General features: G+C 42.2%; 17 protein-coding genes. 12 read left to right on the forward strand and 5 right to left on the reverse strand.

Going from position 1 to position 19,212, the window contains the following annotated elements; translation table 11 throughout:
- The first annotated feature begins 12 nt into the window (after nt 1-12).
- The 8 genes from FLA_RS03400 (at nt 13) to rplL (ending at nt 7,744) form a co-directional block, all read left to right on the forward strand.
- The gene (locus FLA_RS03400; protein ID WP_076381959.1) at nt 13-1,488 is read left to right on the forward strand and encodes a TlpA disulfide reductase family protein; all 1,476 of its coding nucleotides are present in this window, start codon (nt 13-15) and stop codon (nt 1,486-1,488) included.
- Nucleotides 1,489-3,099, forward strand: coding sequence for a S41 family peptidase (locus FLA_RS03405; protein WP_076381958.1), 1,611 nt, complete (start codon nt 1,489-1,491; stop codon nt 3,097-3,099).
- A gap of 24 nt (nt 3,100-3,123) precedes the next feature.
- The gene (locus FLA_RS03410; RefSeq protein WP_076381957.1) at nt 3,124-4,257 is read left to right on the forward strand and encodes a TlpA disulfide reductase family protein; all 1,134 of its coding nucleotides are present in this window, start codon (nt 3,124-3,126) and stop codon (nt 4,255-4,257) included.
- Nucleotides 4,258-4,419: 162 nt separating this feature from the next.
- The gene (locus tag FLA_RS03415; protein WP_084206489.1) at nt 4,420-5,238 is read left to right on the forward strand and encodes a glycerophosphodiester phosphodiesterase; all 819 of its coding nucleotides are present in this window, start codon (nt 4,420-4,422) and stop codon (nt 5,236-5,238) included.
- A 298-nt stretch (nt 5,239-5,536) separates the two neighbouring features.
- On the forward strand, nt 5,537-5,980 hold the full coding sequence (rplK, locus tag FLA_RS03420) for a 50S ribosomal protein L11 (RefSeq protein ID WP_076381956.1): 444 nt from the start codon (nt 5,537-5,539) through the stop codon (nt 5,978-5,980).
- A gap of 27 nt (nt 5,981-6,007) precedes the next feature.
- Nucleotides 6,008-6,703 carry a 50S ribosomal protein L1 gene (gene rplA, locus FLA_RS03425; protein ID WP_076381955.1) on the forward strand — a complete coding sequence of 232 codons (696 nt, stop codon included), beginning with the start codon at nt 6,008-6,010 and terminating at the stop codon, nt 6,701-6,703.
- Nucleotides 6,704-6,746: 43 nt separating this feature from the next.
- Nucleotides 6,747-7,268 carry a 50S ribosomal protein L10 gene (rplJ, locus tag FLA_RS03430; protein ID WP_076381954.1) on the forward strand — a complete coding sequence of 174 codons (522 nt, stop codon included), beginning with the start codon at nt 6,747-6,749 and terminating at the stop codon, nt 7,266-7,268.
- A gap of 107 nt (nt 7,269-7,375) precedes the next feature.
- Complete coding sequence (rplL, locus tag FLA_RS03435; protein ID WP_076381953.1) at nt 7,376-7,744, forward strand: 50S ribosomal protein L7/L12; 369 nt, start codon at nt 7,376-7,378, stop codon at nt 7,742-7,744.
- A gap of 224 nt (nt 7,745-7,968) precedes the next feature.
- Here the strand turns inward: rplL and FLA_RS03440 are convergent, their stop codons facing one another.
- Nucleotides 7,969-8,805 (reverse strand): hypothetical protein, encoded by an 837-nt coding sequence (locus tag FLA_RS03440; RefSeq protein ID WP_076381952.1) that lies wholly within the window; start codon nt 8,803-8,805, stop codon nt 7,969-7,971.
- Nucleotides 8,806-8,913: 108 nt separating this feature from the next.
- On the opposite strand from FLA_RS03440, the gene FLA_RS03445 reads away from it, so the two are divergent.
- The 3 genes from FLA_RS03445 to FLA_RS03455 are packed head-to-tail and all read left to right on the forward strand — an operon-like array spanning nt 8,914 to nt 14,584.
- Nucleotides 8,914-10,026 carry a DUF3667 domain-containing protein gene (locus tag FLA_RS03445; protein WP_159445178.1) on the forward strand — a complete coding sequence of 371 codons (1,113 nt, stop codon included), beginning with the start codon at nt 8,914-8,916 and terminating at the stop codon, nt 10,024-10,026.
- Nucleotides 10,027-10,035: 9 nt separating this feature from the next.
- Complete coding sequence (gene mazG / locus FLA_RS03450; protein ID WP_076381950.1) at nt 10,036-10,830, forward strand: nucleoside triphosphate pyrophosphohydrolase; 795 nt, start codon at nt 10,036-10,038, stop codon at nt 10,828-10,830.
- Nucleotides 10,814-14,584, forward strand: coding sequence for a sensor histidine kinase (locus FLA_RS03455; RefSeq protein ID WP_076381949.1), 3,771 nt, complete (start codon nt 10,814-10,816; stop codon nt 14,582-14,584). Before mazG ends, FLA_RS03455 begins: the two co-directional genes overlap by 17 nt.
- A gap of 197 nt (nt 14,585-14,781) precedes the next feature.
- On the opposite strand, the gene FLA_RS03460 is transcribed toward FLA_RS03455, so the two are convergent.
- The 4 genes from FLA_RS03460 to rplU form a co-directional block, all read right to left on the reverse strand.
- A complete protein-coding gene (locus tag FLA_RS03460) occupies nt 14,782-16,473 on the reverse strand; it encodes a DNA polymerase/3'-5' exonuclease PolX (RefSeq protein WP_076381948.1) in 1,692 nt (563 codons plus the stop codon).
- Nucleotides 16,474-16,558: 85 nt separating this feature from the next.
- Nucleotides 16,559-16,798, reverse strand: coding sequence for a hypothetical protein (locus tag FLA_RS03465; RefSeq protein ID WP_197705853.1), 240 nt, complete (start codon nt 16,796-16,798; stop codon nt 16,559-16,561).
- Between the two features lie 75 nt (nt 16,799-16,873).
- A complete protein-coding gene (gene rpmA / locus FLA_RS03470; RefSeq protein WP_076381947.1) occupies nt 16,874-17,140 on the reverse strand; it encodes a 50S ribosomal protein L27 in 267 nt (88 codons plus the stop codon).
- Nucleotides 17,141-17,186: 46 nt separating this feature from the next.
- Complete coding sequence (gene rplU / locus FLA_RS03475) at nt 17,187-17,492, reverse strand: 50S ribosomal protein L21 (protein WP_076381946.1); 306 nt, start codon at nt 17,490-17,492, stop codon at nt 17,187-17,189.
- Nucleotides 17,493-17,666: 174 nt separating this feature from the next.
- Here rplU and FLA_RS03480 point away from each other — a divergent pair, with 174 nt between their 5' ends.
- Nucleotides 17,667-19,160, forward strand: a complete 1,494-nt coding sequence (locus FLA_RS03480) for a GH3 auxin-responsive promoter family protein (RefSeq protein ID WP_076381945.1) — start codon at nt 17,667-17,669, stop codon at nt 19,158-19,160.
- Nucleotides 19,161-19,212: the final 52 nt, after the last annotated feature.

The raw sequence follows: 19,212 nt of genomic DNA on the forward strand, positions 1-19,212 counted from the left end.
AGACGATAATATATGAAGTTTAGAAAATCACTACTCCTGGCCGGCTACATGTTCGGCCAGGCAGTAACTGGCTTTGCCCAGTTTAACCAGGATGCATTTAAAGATGCTAGCGTGCAGGAAATAACACAGCGTAAAGACATTAGTCAAAAGGATATGGAATCGCTGGTACACTATTTCCGCTTTAAGGTAAAGGATGAAAAAAGGGCCGATGAGCTGGAAGGCTGGTTGGTAAAAAAAAATCCTAAGGGGCCTTATGCCAGGATGATGGCTTTTCAGTATACACAAAAAGGTAAGAGCAATGCTGACTTGATTGAGCGGGGAGAAGCGTTTTTGAAAGCGTTTCCTATTGCAGAGTGGAATAACAATCCGCAAGGGCAGGAGTTTATTTATTATTCTACTTACCGCACATTAGGCGCAGCTTACTTTGATGCCAAAAAGTTTGACAAGTTCAATGCACTGGCGTTAACCGGTAACTTCAAAACAGAGAATGAGCTGTTTCGCTGGAATATCATGCGTGCCTATGTGTTTAAGCTGGTTGGGTACGATAGCCTGTACAATATAGCAAAGCCGCATATCAACGACCTGGTAGCTAAAGTAAAAGATGGATCTTATATTGAGCATGGTGTTTTTACCGCAGAGAAAGCACAGGAAAACGCTGATGAACAACTGGATAACGAACTGGGCATATATATTCAGTTGCTCAACAGCCTGGCGAAATATAAAGAAGCATTAACCTATTATCAGCACTTCTCTGCCAAAGGCGCGTATAGTCATGCCGAAATTAATGAGTTGCATATGCAACAACTGGAAAAGGTAGGCCAGGTACAGGATATACAGCCATTACTGGAAAAATGTGTAAAAGCCAACGCGGTAACGCCGGCTATGTTTGACAAGTTGAAGGCTTTATACCAGGAAAAGCATAAAAACCTGGATGGTTATGAAGCGTATGTTGCTTCGTTGCGTTCTGTAGATGAGCAAAAACAACTACAGGAGTATGCCAAAGAACATTTTATGAACGAAGAGTACCGTCCTTTTGCTTTGGAACAAGCAGGTGGGGGAATGGTACGCTCCAGCGACTGGTATGATAAAATTGTAGTGATCGATTTTTGGGCTACCTGGTGTAAGCCTTGTATAGCTGCATTTCCCGGTATGCAAATGCTTATTGATAAATATAGCAAAGACAGCAGCGTGGGTGTGTATATGATTGGTACTATGCAGTATGGTGACTACAAGAAAAAGTCGGAAGACTATGTAAAGCAACAAGGTTTCCGTTTTAACCTGCTGCATGATGCTGTGAATAAAGAAACAGGCGAGCAGGATGCTGTGTTTAAAACCTTTGTACCCTTTTTCAAATCATCCGCTATTCCCCGCAAACTGGTATTAAAAGATGGATTAATAAGATATTCTACCGAAGGGTACTCCGGAAGCCCCAGTAAACTGGTGGATGAATTGTCTTATGTAATAGAAACACTTAAAGCAGAAAAGTAGATGAAGGTATTCGCTAAGTCTTTGATATTTACAGCGGCCCTTGCGGGTGTAGCTGGTATAGCAGGTGCGCAAATGAATCCCCGCGAAAAAATGGCGGCAGCACTCAAAGCAATACAGGAGAATTATGTGGATTCGATGAGTGATGAAAGGCTTACCGATGCTGCTATTAAGGGTATGATAGAGGTACTTGACCCGCATAGCCGCTATTTCAGCAGGGAAGAAGGCGAACAGATGAATCAGATGATGAGTGGCAGCTTCACCGGTATTGGTATACAGTATGTAATGCAAAACGACAGTGTGTATGTGACTCAGGTTATAGAAGAAGGTCCTGCTGCAGGTAAAGGCCTGTTGGCTGGTGATCGCATACTATCGGTAGATAGAGCAAGCGTTACAGGAAAAGGATTCAGCAATTTTGAGATGATGAAAAAGCTGCGTGGCGAAAAAGGCAGTACCGTCTCGCTACAAATATGGCGCAGATCGGTAGCAGCTCCGTTTACTATAGAGATTACGCGGGGGGCTATACCGGATCATTCTGTGAAAGCAGCTTACATGCTGGATAAGCAAACCGGCTATATCGCTTTACGCATTTTTAACCTCACCACCCGTAAAGAAGTGGACGAAGCCCTTACCAAGTTAAAACTGGCCGGCATGAAAAACCTGGTGCTGGACTTACAGGGTAACGGTGGAGGATATGTAGAAGCAGCAATAGGTGTGGCCGATGAGTTTTTGAAAAAAGATCAGCTGGTGTTTTACAGTATGCCGCAGGATAGGGGTAAAGATTATTACTATGCCGGAGGCTTTGGGCAGTTTAACGAGGGCAGACTGGTGGTAATGATTGATCAAAACACTGCTTCGGCCAGCGAAATATTGTCCGGGGCTTTACAGGATTGGGATAGGGCAGTGCTGGTGGGCCGTCGTAGCTTTGGCAAAGGGCTGATGCAAAAGCCTGTTACCTTAGCCGATGGTTCTATTCTGGAATTAACAGGAGCACGCTATTATACTCCTTCCGGCCGTAGCATTCAGAAGCCTTATCATGGGGCTAAGTACGAAGAGAACATTGCCACTCGTTTTACCAGTGGCGAACTGCAGAATGCAGCATTTATTCACTTCCCTGATTCATTGAAGTATACTACAAAGGTGAACAAGCGCATCGTATATGGTGGCGGTGGTATTATGCCTGATGTATACGTGCCTGTAGATACGCTGGAATATAACGAATGGATGCAGGAAGCATTAAACAACGGATTCATTAACCAGGTGGTGTTTCAATACCTCGATAGCAGCCGTGCAACGGTATTACAACAATGGCCTGCTTTTGAAAAATATGCAACAGGCTTTACTGTACCTGAACAACTGGTAACCCGTGTGTTAGCCAATGCCAGGCAAATGCAGTTGGCCGCACCGGCTACGAACGAAATAGCGTTACATAATATGCTGGCACTGGAAATAAAGGCACAACTGGCGGCACAATTATACGGCAGTAATCAATATTACCTGCGTATTGCCAACACCAGCAACAAAAGCCTGCAGCAGGCAATGGAATTGCTGTCGGGTACAGGACGCTATGCTGCTATTCTGGCCCCTTCTCCCACAGTGACTAAAGGAAAATAAGAATACAAATAAAACAGATAATAAATGAAAAAGCTTTTGTATACCGCAGCCTTTTGCATGCCCCTGGCAGTAATGGCGCAGGATGGATATGTGATTAAAGGTACGGTAGGTAAATTAGGTGCTCCTGCGGTTGCTTATCTCTATTACAAGGTAGATGGTAAAACCGTAATAGATTCTACTAACCTGCGGGCAGGCAAATTCGAGTTCAAGGGGAAAGTAAATGGTATTAAAGAAGCGAATATCAGACTGATACATGAACCAATGGTGGCCGACCCTGCAATGAGACCGCGGGAAGATGTGTTTGCTTTCCTTATCGAGAACAAAACATTAACTATTACAGCTAAGGATTCTGTAAAAAATGCAGTTATCAAAGGCTCACAAACCAACGATGATAACAAAAGTGTCGATGCCATGCTACGTCCTATTTATGGCAGGTATGAACTGTTGAACGAGGAATACAAAGCACAGCCGCAAGAGAAACAAAGTGATAAAAACTATATCGCAAGCCTGGAAGCACGTGCCGATTCTATTAAAAACGAAATACTGGCTACCAAAACGCAATATGTAAAAACGCATATGGACAGGTATATGGCCCTGATGGCGTTTAACTCTACATTGCCACCCGATTTTAATGCAGCTGAAGCTGAGAAAACCTTTAAACAGTTTCCGGAAGTATTAAGAAATACAGATTTAGGTAAAGAACTGAATGGCCGTATTACCAAGCTGAAAACTACACAGGCTGGTGCTGTTGCGCAAGACTTTGCTCAGAACGATGTAAATGGTAAAGAAGTGAAGTTGTCTGATTTCAGGGGTAAATGGGTGTTGCTGGATTTTTGGGCCAGCTGGTGTGGACCTTGCCGTCGTGAGAATCCGAACCTGTTAAAAACCTACAATGCTTTTAAAGATAAAGGGTTTACCGTACTGGCTGTGTCTTTAGACAAACCAGGAGATAAAGACAAATGGTTGGCTGCTATTGAAAAAGATGGTTTGCCATGGACACAGGTATCTGATTTAAAAGGATGGGATAATGCAGCTGCTAAGATGTATGATGTGGACGCTATTCCTATGAACTTTTTAATCAACCCTGAAGGAAAAATTGTAGCTAAATACCTGCGTGGTCAGGATTTAGATAACAAACTGAAAGAAGTGATAAAATAGTTTCCCCCGTTGAATGGTTATATACAATTTGCCCGTAGCGTTTTCGTTACGGGCTTTTTAATGTCTGCCGCTTTAGAATTTCACGATTTATTATTGCTTGTTTTGGCAACAGTAAACCGCCAATAAATAATATTGCAGCATTTTCTACAAAATTTGAAAGGCATGAAGAATAAACTGATGATTACCGGTATACTTGCGTTAAGTATTGTTTCCGGTGTACAGGCACAGGGACAAAAAAGATCTAATAAGAAAAGAATGCCCATGAATTTTGAATCCAATATAATAGTAGCCCATAGGGGGGCATGGAAAAAAAATAGTCTTCCACAAAATTCTATTGCTTCTTTACAGCATGCTATTGAACTGCAATGCACTGGTAGTGAATTTGATGTGCATATGACGGCTGACGATTCGCTGGTGATTAACCATGATCCTGAATTCGCCGGTAAAACCATCGAAAAAAGCACCTACGCCGAGTTAACGGCCACCGTATTAAGTAACGGCGAAAAACTGCCGACCCTGCGTGAATACCTGCTGGCTGGCAAGCAACAAAAAACAACCCGCCTGGTATTGGAAATTAAACCTTCTGTTATCAGCAAAGAACGTTCACTGCAACTGACCGATAAAGTAATGCAACTGGTAAAAGACCTGCAGGTAAGCCCCTGGATAGTATATATCAGCTTCGATTATGATGTAGTAAAGAAAGTTCATGCACTGAATCCAAACGCCCCTGTACAGTACCTGGAAGGCAATAAAACGCCTGCTGAACTGAAAGCTGATGGCATTACAGGCGCTGATTATCATTATAGTGTGTTTCAGAAGCACCCGGAATGGATTAAAGAAGCGAAGGAGCTGGGGATTGTATTAAATGCCTGGACTGTGAACGATGCCAACATAATGGATTGGTTATTAGAGAATAAGTTCGATTTTATTACCACCAACGAGCCGGAATTACTGGCTGAGCGTATAGCGGTGAAAAAATAGGATAGGAGAAGTGTTCGAACTTTGGAGATTTTGGTAACTAAAGTCCGGGATCTGCCTATTTTATTCAGCTCTTTCAATACATTGTATATTTATAACGTATTGATTTTTAGTAGTCTATTTTTCTTTTTGCAGAAGATTAGGATTGTATAGCAGCTTTTGGAATAAATTATTCTGTTTTGGAATAATTTATTCCAGGCATTTCCTACCTTTGCTGCCCCAAAAAGTTCTTTAGAAAGAAGATTGTATTTGTGGGAGTTTCGGCATAAGTCGGGACGTTATTACCAAAAATTGAAGTAAAATGGCAAAAGAAATTGCAACGTACGTGAAGTTGCAGGCTAAAGGCGGTCAAGCCAACCCTGCTCCACCAATCGGTCCTGCACTGGGTTCCAAAGGTGTTAACATCATGGAATTCTGTAAGCAGTTCAACGCGAGAACTCAGGATAAAATGGGAAAGATCCTTCCTGTTTTGTTAACTGTTTACACTGACAAGTCTTTCGACTTCGTAATCAAGACACCTCCCGCTTCTATCCAATTATTGGAAGCTGCCAAAATTCAGAAAGGTTCTAAGGAGAGCAACCGTAACAAAGTAGGTAAAGTTACCTGGGCTAATGTTGAAGCTATTGCTAAAGACAAAATGTCCGACTTGAACTGCTTCACGCTGGAAAGCGCAATGAAAATGGTTGCAGGTACAGCACGTAGCATGGGTATCACTGTTGATGGTAATGCTCCGTGGGAAAACTAATTGTAAACTCTCCTAAACGAATTTGTAATGGCAAGTATTACTAAAAAAAGAAAAGTAGCGGAAGCGAAAGTTGATAAAAATAAATCGTATTCCCTGAAAGAAGCTACAGCGTTAGTGAAAGATCTGAACTGCACTAAGTTTGACAGTTCAGTAGATATTCACGTTCGTCTGGGCGTTGATCCTAAAAAAGCTGATCAGCAGGTACGTGGTACTGTTACCTTACCTCATGGTACTGGTAAAACAAAGCGCGTACTGGTTCTGTGTACTCCTGATAAAGAAGCGGATGCTAAAGCGGCTGGTGCTGACTTCGTTGGCCTGGACGAGTTTATCCAAAAAATTGAAGGTGGCTGGACTGATGTTGACGTTATCGTAGCTACTCCATCTGTAATGCCTAAAATCGGTAAATTAGGTAAAGTGTTAGGTCCTCGTAACCTGATGCCGAACCCTAAAACTGGTACTGTTACCAACGATGTGGCAGCAGCTGTAAATGAAGTAAAAGGTGGTAAAATTGCTTTCAAAGTTGATAAAGCAGGTATCATCCACGCTTCTATCGGTCGTATCTCTTTTGCACCTGAGAAACTGGCAGAAAACAGCCAGGAGCTGATTAACGCTATCGTAAGATTAAAGCCTTCAGCAGCAAAAGGTACCTACGTAAAAGGTGTAAGCATGGCTTCTTCTATGAGCCCAGGCATCACCATTGACACTAAATCAGTTCAGAACTAATCCAACGCTCTGCAAAGAGTAATGGGTGCAAAACACGATCGTTATGAATAAAGATCAAAAGAATGAAGTGATCGAGCTTCTGAAAGAGAAGTTCTCTCAATATAACAACTTCTACGTTACTAACACAGAATCATTAACTGTAGCGCAGATCACACAATTACGCCGTACTTGCTTCGACAAGCAAGTAGAGATGAAAGTGGCTAAAAACACTTTAATCCGTAAAGCGTTAGAGTCTATCGATGCTGAGAAATATTCTGGTATGTATGAGTCTCTGAACAACGTAACTGCGTTACTGTTCTCTGAGAATCCTAAAGAACCAGCTTTGATCCTGAGCTCTTTCCGTAAGGCGAGCAATGGCGCAAAACCTGAGTTAAAAGCAGCTTTCATCAATGGCGACATCTACAGTGGTGATGCAAACCTGAAAGCGCTGACTCAAATCAAAACCAAAAACGAACTCATCGGAGACGTTATTGGTTTACTGCAATCTCCTGCAAAACGCGTTCTGGCTGCTTTATTGCACCATCACGAGAAGCAGGCAGAAGGCACAACTGCAGCTGCAGAGTAGTTTCTATTCAAAAATATCCCTTGCCTGAGGGCGCAATGAGGGCAACTATTTAATAACCTTCCGCCGGAGCGCAATTGCAATGAAGGCGGTTTTAAAACTTAAGTAAAATGGCAGACATTAAAGCTTTAGCTGAACAATTAGTAGCGTTAACAGTAAAAGACGTTCAAGAATTAGCTGATTTCCTGAAATCTGAATACGGTATCGAACCAGCTGCTGCTGCAGTTGTAGTTGCTTCTGGCGATGCTGCTCCTGCAGCTGCTGAGAAAACAGCTTTCGACGTAATCCTGGTTAGCGGTGGTGCTAGCAAACTGAACGTAGTTAAAATCGTTAAAGAATTAACTGGTTTAGGTCTGAAAGAAGCAAAAGACTTAGTTGATGGTGCTCCTAAGCCTATCAAAGAAGGTGTATCTAAAGCAGAAGCTGATGAATTATTAGCTAAACTGAAAGATGCTGGTGCTGAAGTTGAAATCAAGTAATTATTTCAATCTTATAGTAAATAAACCCCGCTTAGGCGGGGTTTATTGTTTTATATAGTGTTGTCAGTGCTATAAATGCAGATAAATATGCTGGAGGTGGAGCGAAAAGGTAAATAGGCTGGCTGGCGGTGGTAAAATAGATTAGGTGACTCAACGCTGGTTGCTATCTGAACAAGTTAAATGGATAGCCGGCCTGATGAATTAAACACCAGGCCAGGATAGAATTACCAGTTGGTATAAGTGTATTCAATACGTCCCACCATTTGTTTCTGTTTGTTCAGGCATACATCACGCACTTTCAAACCTTGCGGGTTAATAATATATTTCCATACCATATAGTTGCTGCTGCCTGTAATCTGCGTCATCTGGTTGATTCTACCATCTGCATCATACTCAAATAAATAATCAGGTAACAAACGTTTCACGCGGCTGTTATAGCGAACAATATCTGTTAACTGCTTTTTATCATTGTAGTAGTAATACCAGGTTTCAATAACTGCCCCTTTTCTTGTCCAGCGTTCTTCAATGGCATTACCTTGTTCATCGTACTGGAAGCTTACCACAGTGGTGTCTTTACCGTCTTGTATTCTCAGCATGCCTGCGGGTGCGCCGGAAGCATTGTAACTCCATACATGCAGTTCTTCCAGTTTGTTGTTCATAAAACCATCGCGGGTGGTGGTTTTAATCTGGCTTAATTGCTTTTGCGCATTGTAAGTGTAAGCAATTTTAGTAATTACCCGTGCGGTGCTGTCTTCGGTGCTAACCAGCTGGTTAAACTGATAGGTGTGCGTGGTAAACGAGGGGCCTGTGGCAGGGTAGGAAGCGCTGGTAACCATCTGGGAATAATCAGCGTTGATTTTTTGTGTTACTTCAAAGCTTTCTGCTGCCTTGCCATCGCTTTCGAAGCTGGCTGCGCTGATGCTTTTAATATGATTGGTGGTATACGATTGGTATTGCTTGTTGGTTTGCTGAACGGTAAGGATATCATTGTAATAATATTGGGCTTTTACCGTGGCGCCAGCCCCGGAAAGTAAAAGGGTAGCTAACAAAAAACGCTTCATTCTCTCTATTTTGGGTCAAAAGTGGTATTACTTATGCAAACGACAAAACATATATGATGATTATTGGGAGCATGCAGGCAGTTCATTATATTTAATCAAATTTTTCATGTGGCACACCATAAGGAAAGAACCGAAAAAAACTGCTTAAACTGTAATGCACAAATTCATGGCCGCTTTTGCCATGTATGCGGACAAGAGAACAAGCACCCGAAAGATAGTTTCGGGCACCTGTTAACCCATTTTGTATCAGACATTTTTCATTTTGATGGCAAGTTCTTCAGCACAGTAAAATACCTGCTTATCAGGCCTGGTTTTTTGTCCCACGAGTATATGCGGGGCCGCCGGGTAGCTTATCTCGACCCCATCCGGATGTACATTTTTGTGTCTGCCTTCTTCTTCCTTATCTACTTTAACTTCCTGGTAGGTCATGATAAAAAAGCAGAAGGCTACGTAACCGGTAAAACCATGACGGCGAAACAGGTAGCGCATACACTGGAGGAACAACAACGCAAGGTGGAAAAAAGGATGAAAAAGCCTATAACGGCACATTACAGAACAGAACTGGAACACAAACTTGAACGCATTCATGCCGATTCTGCACTGTTGGCCAAAGACACTGCCCTGAAATCAGAAATTATATTGCAGGAGGATGATGGGTTTATTTTCTTTGATAGCAATGTGGATTACTCTTCCTGGGAGGCCTATAACGAATCGCAAAGGTTACTTCCTGAAAAAGACAGAGATGGCTGGCTGGCACGGTACATCGTAAAAAAAGAAATAGAAAGTCAATCCAAATACGGGTCGGGGCATGCGATGAAAGAGCAGTTTTCCGAGAAGTTTTTACATAGCATTCCACAGATATTCTTTGTGTCGCTGCCCTTCTTTGCGTTAATTCTACAGTTGTTGTATGTGAGAAAAAAGCAGTTCTATTATGTAGATCATATTATCTACACGCTGCATTTGTATTCGGCTATTTTTGTGCTGGTATTTTTTCAAACAGTTATTTCACACCTGGCAGAGGCTACCTGGAACTGGATCAGTTACCTCAACATCTTTTTATCATTATATACACTGTACTATGGTTACAAATCGTTGCGTGTATTTTACGAGCAAAAAAGAAGTGTTACGGTAATCAAGTATATCGGGTTACTGATACTGGGCCTGTGGTTAATTATATTGTTATTTTTGGCCTTTGCGGCCTTATCGTTAATTCGTCTTTAATATAATACTATGAGTCAGTCGTTGAGTGAGCAGTTTTTGAGGTTGGTGCAGATTATGGATGATTTGCGCGAGAAATGTCCCTGGGATAAAAAGCAAACCATACAAACCCTGCGTCCGTTGACGTTGGAAGAAACTTATGAACTGACCGATGCCATTACGGATGAAAACTGGCAGGGTATTAAAGAGGAGTTGGGCGACGTGCTGCTGCACATCCTGTTTTATGCAAAAATAGGTGGAGAGCAGCAGCAGTTTACTTTGCAGCAGGTGATTGAGGGGGTATGTGAAAAGCTGATAGTGCGCCATCCGCACATTTATGGCGATGTGCAGGTAAATAACGAAGAGGATGTAAAACGCAACTGGGAACAGATAAAGCTGCAAAAAGAGGGCAAGAAATCGGTTTTTAGCGGGGTACCTGTATCACTGCCGGCTGTGGTGAAAGGCGCACGTATCCAGGAAAAAGCTGCCCAGGTTGGCTTTGAATGGGATAACAAGGAAGACGTATGGAAAAAGGTGGAAGAAGAGATGCAGGAATTGCAGGAAGCAGTGCAAAGTAACAACCAGGCACATGTGGAGGAAGAGTTTGGTGATGTGCTGTTTAGCCTTATAAACTATGCACGGTTTTTGCGCATAGATGCGGAAGGTGCATTGGAGAAAACCAATAAAAAATTCATCAGCAGGTTTATGCAGATGGAAGAAATTGCCACCGCAAAAGGAAAAAGCCTGTCTGAAATGAGCTTGCCCGAAATGGACGCCATTTGGGACGAGGTGAAACAAAAAAACAAGCAACTTGATACAAACGCTTAAACAAGCAACTTACAAACACGGTTATTTAATCATTACCGCGGCGTGGCTTTATACTATCTCTTTCATATTTACCAATTACTGGACTTATAGCGCTTCACCCGAAAAGGTGCAGCAAACCCTGGAAACCTACCTGCAAAAGCAGGAAGAAAAGTTTAACCAGCTTACAAAAGACACTACTACCCTCAAAGCTATTTACAGCAAGGGGGGAAACAAGGTAAAGCAGGCGCTTGTAAACGAAGTATCGGGCATTTTTGCTTATGTAATAGACGATAACGGTTATCCGGAAGAGGTATACTGGAACACGTTTAAAATGTCGGTCAATGGTAGTGATCTTGACAAGCCAGATGGTTCTTATAATGCGGTTTACCAGAACGGTTTTTTTCAGCTCATAAAGCACTCGTTTCAAAAAGATGGCCGCACACATATACTAATTACGCTTATACCTATTCACTGGGATTACTTTATCGAGAATAAGTATCTGCATAAAGAGTTTGCCAATTACCCCAACATCGAAAACCTGTATGCTATCAGTGAAGATGGTACGGGTATTCCTATACATGACGCTGCCAACGAAGTGGTATTTCATTTGAAGCAGAAAGATGCCGTGTCGTTTGATCAGCCGGATACCTGGTCCATTGCCCTGCGGGTATTGGCTATGTTATTTCTGATGGCGTTTATCAACGGTCTGGCTTCGGAAGCGGTGCGGGAGCGTGGATTCTTTACCGGCTACCTGTTTCTGGTAACGGTGATTGTTATTACGCGTATATGTACTTACTATTTCCCGTTTCCGTTCGATTTCCGGAAGCTGGAACTGTTTGACCCGGCTATTTATGCATCCAGTTCTATTCACCCGTCGTTGGGTGATTTATTGGTGAACTCTGTGTTGTTGTTTTGGGCCGCGGTATTTTTTAAATACCGTTACCCACCTTTACAGCAGCTGGCACCGGCCCGTAGTATAGAAGAGAAAACGGGTAGATGGAAAAAGTATGCAGCTATTGCTTGTTTGATTGTGCTGCCGTTGATCACTTTTGGTTTTGCGGATGTGGTAAGCAGTCTGGTTATTGACTCTAAAATATCTTTTGATGTAACCAATTTTTTCAGTTTAAGTGCGTACACGTTTATAAGCTTTATTATCCTGAGCTTTATCATGTACGCCTATTTTCACCTGTCGCATATACTTATTATCCCCTCGGTAAAAGCTTCTCTTAACTTTTATAACCGCCTGGTGATAGTGGCTGCTTCGGGTTTGTTTATGCTTACCTTTCAAATAGGCACACCAGCTATTATTGTGCGGGTGATGATACTGGCGTGGTTGCTGGTGTATATGTTTATACTGGAATACAGGCAGCGTGATATTGTACATTCGCTGGTGCAGTCGGCATTTTTTCTGTTTTGGTTAATGTTCTTTGCTTCTTCTATAACGGTGTTGATTATAGTACAGAACACCAAAGTGGAGCTGGAGCAGCGTAAGAAGATAGCGGAAAAGCTGACTTATCAAACAGATCCTTCGGGAGAGAGTTTGATGAACATTGCTATCAGTAATATTGACGACAGTTTTATCAATAGCAATTTTGACAGATTCCGGTCTGAGTATTCCAATAAGTATATCAAAGACAGTTTAATCAATGAGAACTTCTCCGGCTACCTGAATAAATACGATACACGGGTATATACTTACGATAGTGCGTACCGGCCTTTGTATAATGATGACTCTACTTACTTTCATGTAATTAAGCATATTATTGAATCGGAAGGTAAGCTCACCAGCATTCCGCATTTGTATTACTACGAAAACTCACAGGACTTATTCAGTTATCTCTACGAGAAAACGGTGTTGGGCAAGGATAGTACTATTCAGGGGTATGTGTTTGTGATTGCTAAGCCTAAGCCGTATAAGAGCGAATCTCTGTATCCGGAGTTGTTTAAGCAGGTAACGGATATCGCTTCTGATTTGAATACTAACTATGCTTACGCGGTATACAGCAAAAGCAAGCTGATTAACAGTTTTAATGATTATGGGTTTTCTTCGGCAGTGGCTCCGGCCGATATGCCGCGCCTGGAATTTGAAGAGCGGGTAAAAGGTGATTACAGTGAGCTGTGGTACAATGCCGGGCATAATAAAGTGGTAGTAGTAGTAAAGAAGAACGACCGTTTTGTAGAAACGGTTACTTTGTTTGCTTACCTGTTTTGTGTGTTCCTGGCTGTGGTAGTGTTGTTTCACATTGCCAGCTTTATGATTGGGGTACGGTTTAAATGGAACAGTATTAAAGAGATATTTCACTTTAATATCCGCACGCAAATACACATCATTATCATATTTGTGAGCCTGTTTTCTTTTGTGGTAATTGGTATAGCAACCATTTCGTTTTTCATTGTGCGGTTTGACAGAAATAATGAGGAGCGTTTAACAAAAGCCATACAGCTGATGGCGGCTGAAATGGTTACCATACGGGATAAGTATGTAGATGATGATGTGCCTACGTTAAATTACCTGGGCTCTACCGGTGGCGATCTGGAGCGGAAGATTATTGAAATTTCGGAGATACATAATGTGGATGTAAACGTGTATGATGCCAATGGTAATCTTACGGTATCTACACAGCCCTATATTTACAACAAGCATGTGCTCAGTACTAAAATGGAGCCGCGGGCTTTTTATGCGCTCAACTACGAAAAGCAAACACAGAAAATACAAACTGAAACGGTAGATAATTTTTCTTTCCTTAGTATTTATGTGCCGGTGAAGTTTAAAGATGGGCATACGTATGCGTATATCAACATTCCTTACCTCAATTCGCAAAGCGAGCTTAACCAGGAGATATCCAACTTCCTGTTAACGCTTATCAATCTTAATGTGTTCATCTTTGTATTGGCGGGAGCCATTGCTATGTTGATCACTAACCGTATCACCTCCTCTTTTACGCTGATAGGGGAAAAGATGCGGGAAATTAGTTTAGGTAAGATGAACGAAGCGATTGTGTGGACACGTAATGATGAAATTGGCGCTTTGGTAATAGAGTACAACAAAATGGTGCAGAAGCTGGAGGAAAGTGCGCAGGGATTGGCCCGTAGTGAAAGGGAAGGGGCATGGCGCGAAATGGCCAGGCAGGTTGCGCATGAGATTAAAAACCCACTTACGCCCATGAAGCTAAGCATCCAGTACCTGCAAAAGGCTATTAATAGTGGCCATCCTAATGTAAAACAGTTGTCGGAGCAGGTGGCTGATACACTGGTGGAGCAAATTGAACAGCTGGCCAAGATTGCTGGCGATTTTAGTCAGTTTGCCAACATTGGAAACGTTACACCCGAGCATTTTGACATTAGTGAAGTAATAAGCACCTTAACCAAGCTGTATAATACTGACAGCAGTTTGCATATTGACTGGCAGAAAACTTCTACCGGTACAGATTATATTCTGGCGGATAAGGTTCAGGTAAACCGTTTGTTCACCAACCTTATTAAAAACGCGATAGAAGCTTCCAGTGAACATGAGTCTGTTGATATTACTGTTCGCCAGTATCGCCAGGATGACCGTGTGGTAGTAGCTATTATAGACAACGGAACTGGTATCCCTAAGGATATGCAGGATAAAATATTCACGCCCAACTTTACAACCAAATCGTCCGGCACTGGCCTGGGGCTTGCTATTTGTAAGGGTATTGTAGAAAAAGCGAATGGCAATATCTGGTTTGAAACGAAGGAGGAGAAGGGGACGGCGTTTTATGTAGTGTTTCCGATTGATGAAGTGGGATAGATAGTTGGGAATTGGTAGTTGGGAGTAGTGCGTAATAGCTGGAAATGGAAGTTTGTAGCTGGAAGTAAAGGTGATAAACCAGTTGGTAGTTATAAGCAGGAAGTGCATCAGTCATTTACTTCCTACTTATAACTACTTTTTATTTACGGTCTACTATTGTTCACGTTAATTACAAACTGCCTACTTGCTACTGCAAACTATTTTCTTTTGCCGTGTTGGGTAGCCAGGAATTGTTGAAAGGCTTCTAATGAAAAGCTACTCAGGTTCTGCTGTTTTGTAACGCCGGCTTTTTGTGCTGCTAATACGCCATACGCTACGTCATGGTAGCCATCTACGGCGTGGGCATCTGGGTTAATGGAGATTAGTACATTTTTTTCGAGCGCATAATCGATCCAGCGCCAGTCAATATCCAGGCGGCGTGGGTGGGCGTTGAGTTCTATCACTACATTGTTGGCGGCACAGGCTTCGATAATTTTTTTATGATCGAGCGGGTAGCCGTTGCGGCTTAGTAACAGGCGGCCGGTCATGTGGCCTAATATGTTGGTATATGGGTTTTCGATGGCTTTTAATAAGCGAGCCATGGCCTTATCTTCCGGCATTTTGAGGTTAGAGTGTACGCTGGCTATGATAACGTCAAAGGTGCTTAATACCTCGTTACTATAGTCCAGGTTGCCATCGTTTAGTATGTCTGACTCTATGCTTTTGAAAATGGTAAAGGGGGCTAGTTTTTTATTTAAAGCATCTATTTCTTTGTGCTGGGCTATCAGGCGATCTTCGTTCAGGCCGTTGGCATAGAAGGCTGATTTGGAGTGATCACTTAATACCAGGTATTGCAAACCTAAGCCCATAGCAGCGTTGGCCATTTCTTCAATGCTATTGCTGCCATCGCTCCAGTTGCTGTGGCTGTGTATAATGGCGGTAATATCTTCTTTGGTTATGAGTGCAGGAAGCGTGTTGCTGGCTGCGGCGGTAAGTATAGTGGCTTTTTCGCGCAGGCAGGGGGGGATGAAGGTCAAACCGGCTGCTTCAAAAATAGCTTCTTCACTGGCGGCGTTGTTTACGGGGCCGTGTTGTTGCTGGAAGGCTTGGAAAAATGCTTCGCTACTGCTGGTGGTAAATAAGGTGTTGTAGAAGTTTTCAGGCGTGGCTGTGTAAAATTGTAAGGCAATGTTTTCAGGGCCTTTGTATTCAGTAAAACTGATACCCGGAAAGCCGTTGTTGCCATCGTTGCTGGTGCGGTTTAATTGCAAGCCCTGCAAATGGGCATCCAGTGTGGCGGCATCTATAGTGGTTACCCATTCCAATTTGCTAATCACTTCTATTTGCCTTCTATAATCGCCGGTAATGGCTATTTGCTGGCCTGGGAAGGCTTCTTGTAATTGTTGGGTGAATTGCTTTGCAAAAGCTTGTACCTGGGCGTATAAATAGCTGCCCTGGTTGCCTATGTAAAACTCAATGCTTTCTTTTATGTTCTGCTGGGTTTTAGCGCCAAAGCCTTTATAGAGAAGTAACCTGTTTTCGTTGCAGGCATATAGCAGCTCGCCCAGGGTTTCAATTTCCAGATCTTTCCAGATGGTGGCAATCTTTTTTGGGCCAATCCCTTTTATCTGCATCATTTCAATAATGCCGGGAGGGGTTTGGGCAATGTATTCGTTGAGTTGGGGTAGCTGGCCTGTTTGCAGCTGTACCTGTATTTTTTTTCCGATGGCTTCACCAATGCCTTTAATAGCAAATATTTTATCTTCCGGCAGTGTGCTTAGCTCGGCGGGCAGCTTATCTATGGTAAAGGCGGCAGAAGAATACGACTTTGTTTTAAAGCTGTTTTCGCCGTGTATTTCCATTATTTTGGCCAGGAAGGTGAAGTTGTCTGCTATTTGCGCATTCGTCATAAAACCAGGTGTTGTTTATTAAATAGGGAAAATAAAAAAGTCCCGGCAGATGCCAGGACTTTTAATCTATTTAGCGGTAAGAAAACTAAGCTTTCTTAGCAGCTTTTTTAGGAGCAGCTTTCTTAGCAACTTTTTTAGGAGCTACTTTCTTAGCTACAGCTTTTTTAGGAGCTGCTTTCTTTGCTACTACTTTTTTAGGAGCTACTTTTTTTGCTACAGCTTTTTTAGGAGCTGCTTTCTTTGCTACAGCCTTTTTAGGAGCAGCTTTTTTAGCTACAGCCTTCTTAGGAGCAGCTTTTTTAGCGGCTTTCTTTGCAGTTGCCATGTTTTTAAATTTTAATGGTTAGTAAATATTCCATAAAAATAAAAACTTTATAGTAACTGACAAAAAAAACTTTACTTATGCAGTTGCTTCAGAAGCAATTACAGAAATAGTAGTTTTATCGTTTCTACCTTTTCTGAATTCAACAACACCATCGGTTAATGCAAACAAGGTAAAATCTCTACCTACGCCTACGTTAACGCCAGGATGGTAAGAAGTACCACGTTGACGAACTATAATGTTTCCTGAAATGGCAGGTTGACCACCGTATATCTTAACTCCCAGGCGTTTGCTTTGTGAGTCACGACCGTTTTTTACGCTACCTTCACCTTTCTTGTGAGCCATGATGAATGATTTTTAACTGTTAATTACTTAAGGTTAAAAGCTACGACTAAGCGATGCTTTCAATTTTAATTTGGGTGTAGTGAGTTCTGTGACCGTGCTTTTTACGGAAACCTTTTCTTCTTTTCATTTTAAAAGCAATCACAGTATCACCTTTAACCAGGTCGTTTACTATTTCTGCTTTCACAGTTGCCTTAACATCGGCACCAGCAGAAATTTTCCCGTTGTTGTCAACAAATAAGATTTCGTTGAATTCAACTTTATCACCTGTTTTTCCTTGCAGGTGAGGAACGTACAAGCTTTGACCTGCCTGTACCTTGAATTGCTGACCTGCTATTTTTACAACTGCTAACATAAATAGTCCAAAATTAGGACGGCAAAGGTAGGGGTTTTGAATTTAAAAACACAACGTCGGGGAGAAAAAAAAGATAAAAACCCTGGAAGGCTATGTTACCTGAAAATTAAAAATAAGCCATTTGTGCAATACGTACCATACATCGCTATTTTTGTCACCTTCTAAAAACAGCGTATGAACCTGAAGTCGATGTTGGCGCGTCCATTTGCCACGTTTGTATATAATAAGATTAAAAAGGGCATGGAAACCGCGGTAGCAGACCAAGAGGCCATTTTTAAGCATTTGATAAAGAGTGCGGCTGGAACCGAATTCGGAAAAGATCATGGTTTTTCGGATATCCACACCTTTGATCAGTATAAGCAGCAGGTGCCTATCAGAGATTATGAAGACCTGAAACCTTATATTAACAAGGTGAAAGAGGGCAAGGATAATGTGCTTTGGAAAGGCAAGCCTATTTATTTTGCCAAAACCAGCGGCACCACCAGTGGTGTGAAATACATTCCTATTTCTAAAGATTCTATTGATAATCATATTGATTCGGCCCGTAATGCTTTACTGTGTTACATTGCTGAAACGGGTAACAGCGCTTTCACCGCAGGCAAAATGATCTTCTTAAGCGGGTCGCCTGTATTGGAACGTACCGGGGGAATTCCTACCGGCCGTTTAAGCGGCATTGTTAACCACCACATTCCCAAATATTTGCGTACCAACCAGTTGCCCAGCTACGAAGCCAATTGCATTGAAGATTGGGAAACCAAACTGGACAGGATTGTGCAGGAAACCATTAAGCAGGATATGACGCTTATCAGCGGTATTCCACCATGGATGCAGATGTATTTTGATCGTTTGAATCAGCTGAGCGGCAAGAAAATAAAAGACCTGTTTCCTCACTTCCAGGTGATGGTGTATGGTGGGGTAAACTTTGAGCCTTACCGTGGCCGTTTGTTTGATAGCATTGGTGGTAAAGTGGATGCTATTGAAACTTTTCCGGCCAGTGAAGGGTTTATTGCCTTCCAGGATTCGCAGCATGTGGAGGGATTATTATTAAATACGAATTCGGGTATATTTTTTGAGTTTGTACCGGCCAATGAAATCTTTAACGAAAACCCTACGCGTTTAACGCTGGGCGATGTAAAGGTGGGTGTTAACTACGCTATTATTATCAGTAATAATGCGGGGTTATGGGCTTATAATATAGGTGATACCATTAAGTTTGTAAGCACCGATCCTTACCGGGTAGTGGTTACGGGCCGTATCAAGCATTTTATTTCGGCCTTTGGCGAACACGTAATTGCAGAAGAAGTGGAGCAGGCATTGATGTCGGCCGCTAACGAACAGCATGCGAAGATTACGGAGTTTACTGTGGCGCCGATGGTGCAGCAGGAGAAGGGGCAAAGCTACCACGAGTGGTTTGTGGAGTTTGAAACGCTGCCTTTTGATATGCGTGAATTTGCTCAGCAGGTAGATATTAATCTGCGTCAAAAGAACGTTTATTATGATGATTTGATTGCGGGAAACATTTTGCAGCAATTGAAGATTACACAAGTACGCAAAAACGGCTTTATTGATTATATGAAATCTATTGGTAAATTGGGCGGCCAAAACAAGCTACCCCGTTTAAGCAATGATAGAAAAATTGCAGAAGCATTACAGCCGTTTCTGGCATAGATAACCCTTAAAAAACAGCACCAGTAAACATTTAAATTATCTTCAACTCTTT

This window comes from Filimonas lacunae (assembly GCF_002355595.1).
Lineage (GTDB): Bacteria > Bacteroidota > Bacteroidia > Chitinophagales > Chitinophagaceae > Filimonas > Filimonas lacunae.

Coding starts and splice junctions, on each gene's coding strand:
- FLA_RS03400 (WP_076381959.1), top strand. CDS start 13: ATGAAGTTTAGAAAATCACTACTCCTGGCCGGCTACATGTTCGGCCAG.
- FLA_RS03405 (WP_076381958.1), top strand. CDS start 1,489: ATGAAGGTATTCGCTAAGTCTTTGATATTTACAGCGGCCCTTGCGGGT.
- FLA_RS03410 (WP_076381957.1), top strand. CDS start 3,124: ATGAAAAAGCTTTTGTATACCGCAGCCTTTTGCATGCCCCTGGCAGTA.
- FLA_RS03415 (WP_084206489.1), top strand. CDS start 4,420: ATGAAGAATAAACTGATGATTACCGGTATACTTGCGTTAAGTATTGTT.
- rplK (WP_076381956.1), top strand. CDS start 5,537: ATGGCAAAAGAAATTGCAACGTACGTGAAGTTGCAGGCTAAAGGCGGT.
- rplA (WP_076381955.1), top strand. CDS start 6,008: ATGGCAAGTATTACTAAAAAAAGAAAAGTAGCGGAAGCGAAAGTTGAT.
- rplJ (WP_076381954.1), top strand. CDS start 6,747: ATGAATAAAGATCAAAAGAATGAAGTGATCGAGCTTCTGAAAGAGAAG.
- rplL (WP_076381953.1), top strand. CDS start 7,376: ATGGCAGACATTAAAGCTTTAGCTGAACAATTAGTAGCGTTAACAGTA.
- FLA_RS03440 (WP_076381952.1), bottom strand. CDS start 8,805: ATGAAGCGTTTTTTGTTAGCTACCCTTTTACTTTCCGGGGCTGGCGCC.
- mazG (WP_076381950.1), top strand. CDS start 10,036: ATGAGTCAGTCGTTGAGTGAGCAGTTTTTGAGGTTGGTGCAGATTATG.
- FLA_RS03460 (WP_076381948.1), bottom strand. CDS start 16,473: ATGACGAATGCGCAAATAGCAGACAACTTCACCTTCCTGGCCAAAATA.
- FLA_RS03465 (WP_197705853.1), bottom strand. CDS start 16,798: ATGGCAACTGCAAAGAAAGCCGCTAAAAAAGCTGCTCCTAAGAAGGCT.
- rpmA (WP_076381947.1), bottom strand. CDS start 17,140: ATGGCTCACAAGAAAGGTGAAGGTAGCGTAAAAAACGGTCGTGACTCA.
- rplU (WP_076381946.1), bottom strand. CDS start 17,492: ATGTTAGCAGTTGTAAAAATAGCAGGTCAGCAATTCAAGGTACAGGCA.
- FLA_RS03480 (WP_076381945.1), top strand. CDS start 17,667: ATGAACCTGAAGTCGATGTTGGCGCGTCCATTTGCCACGTTTGTATAT.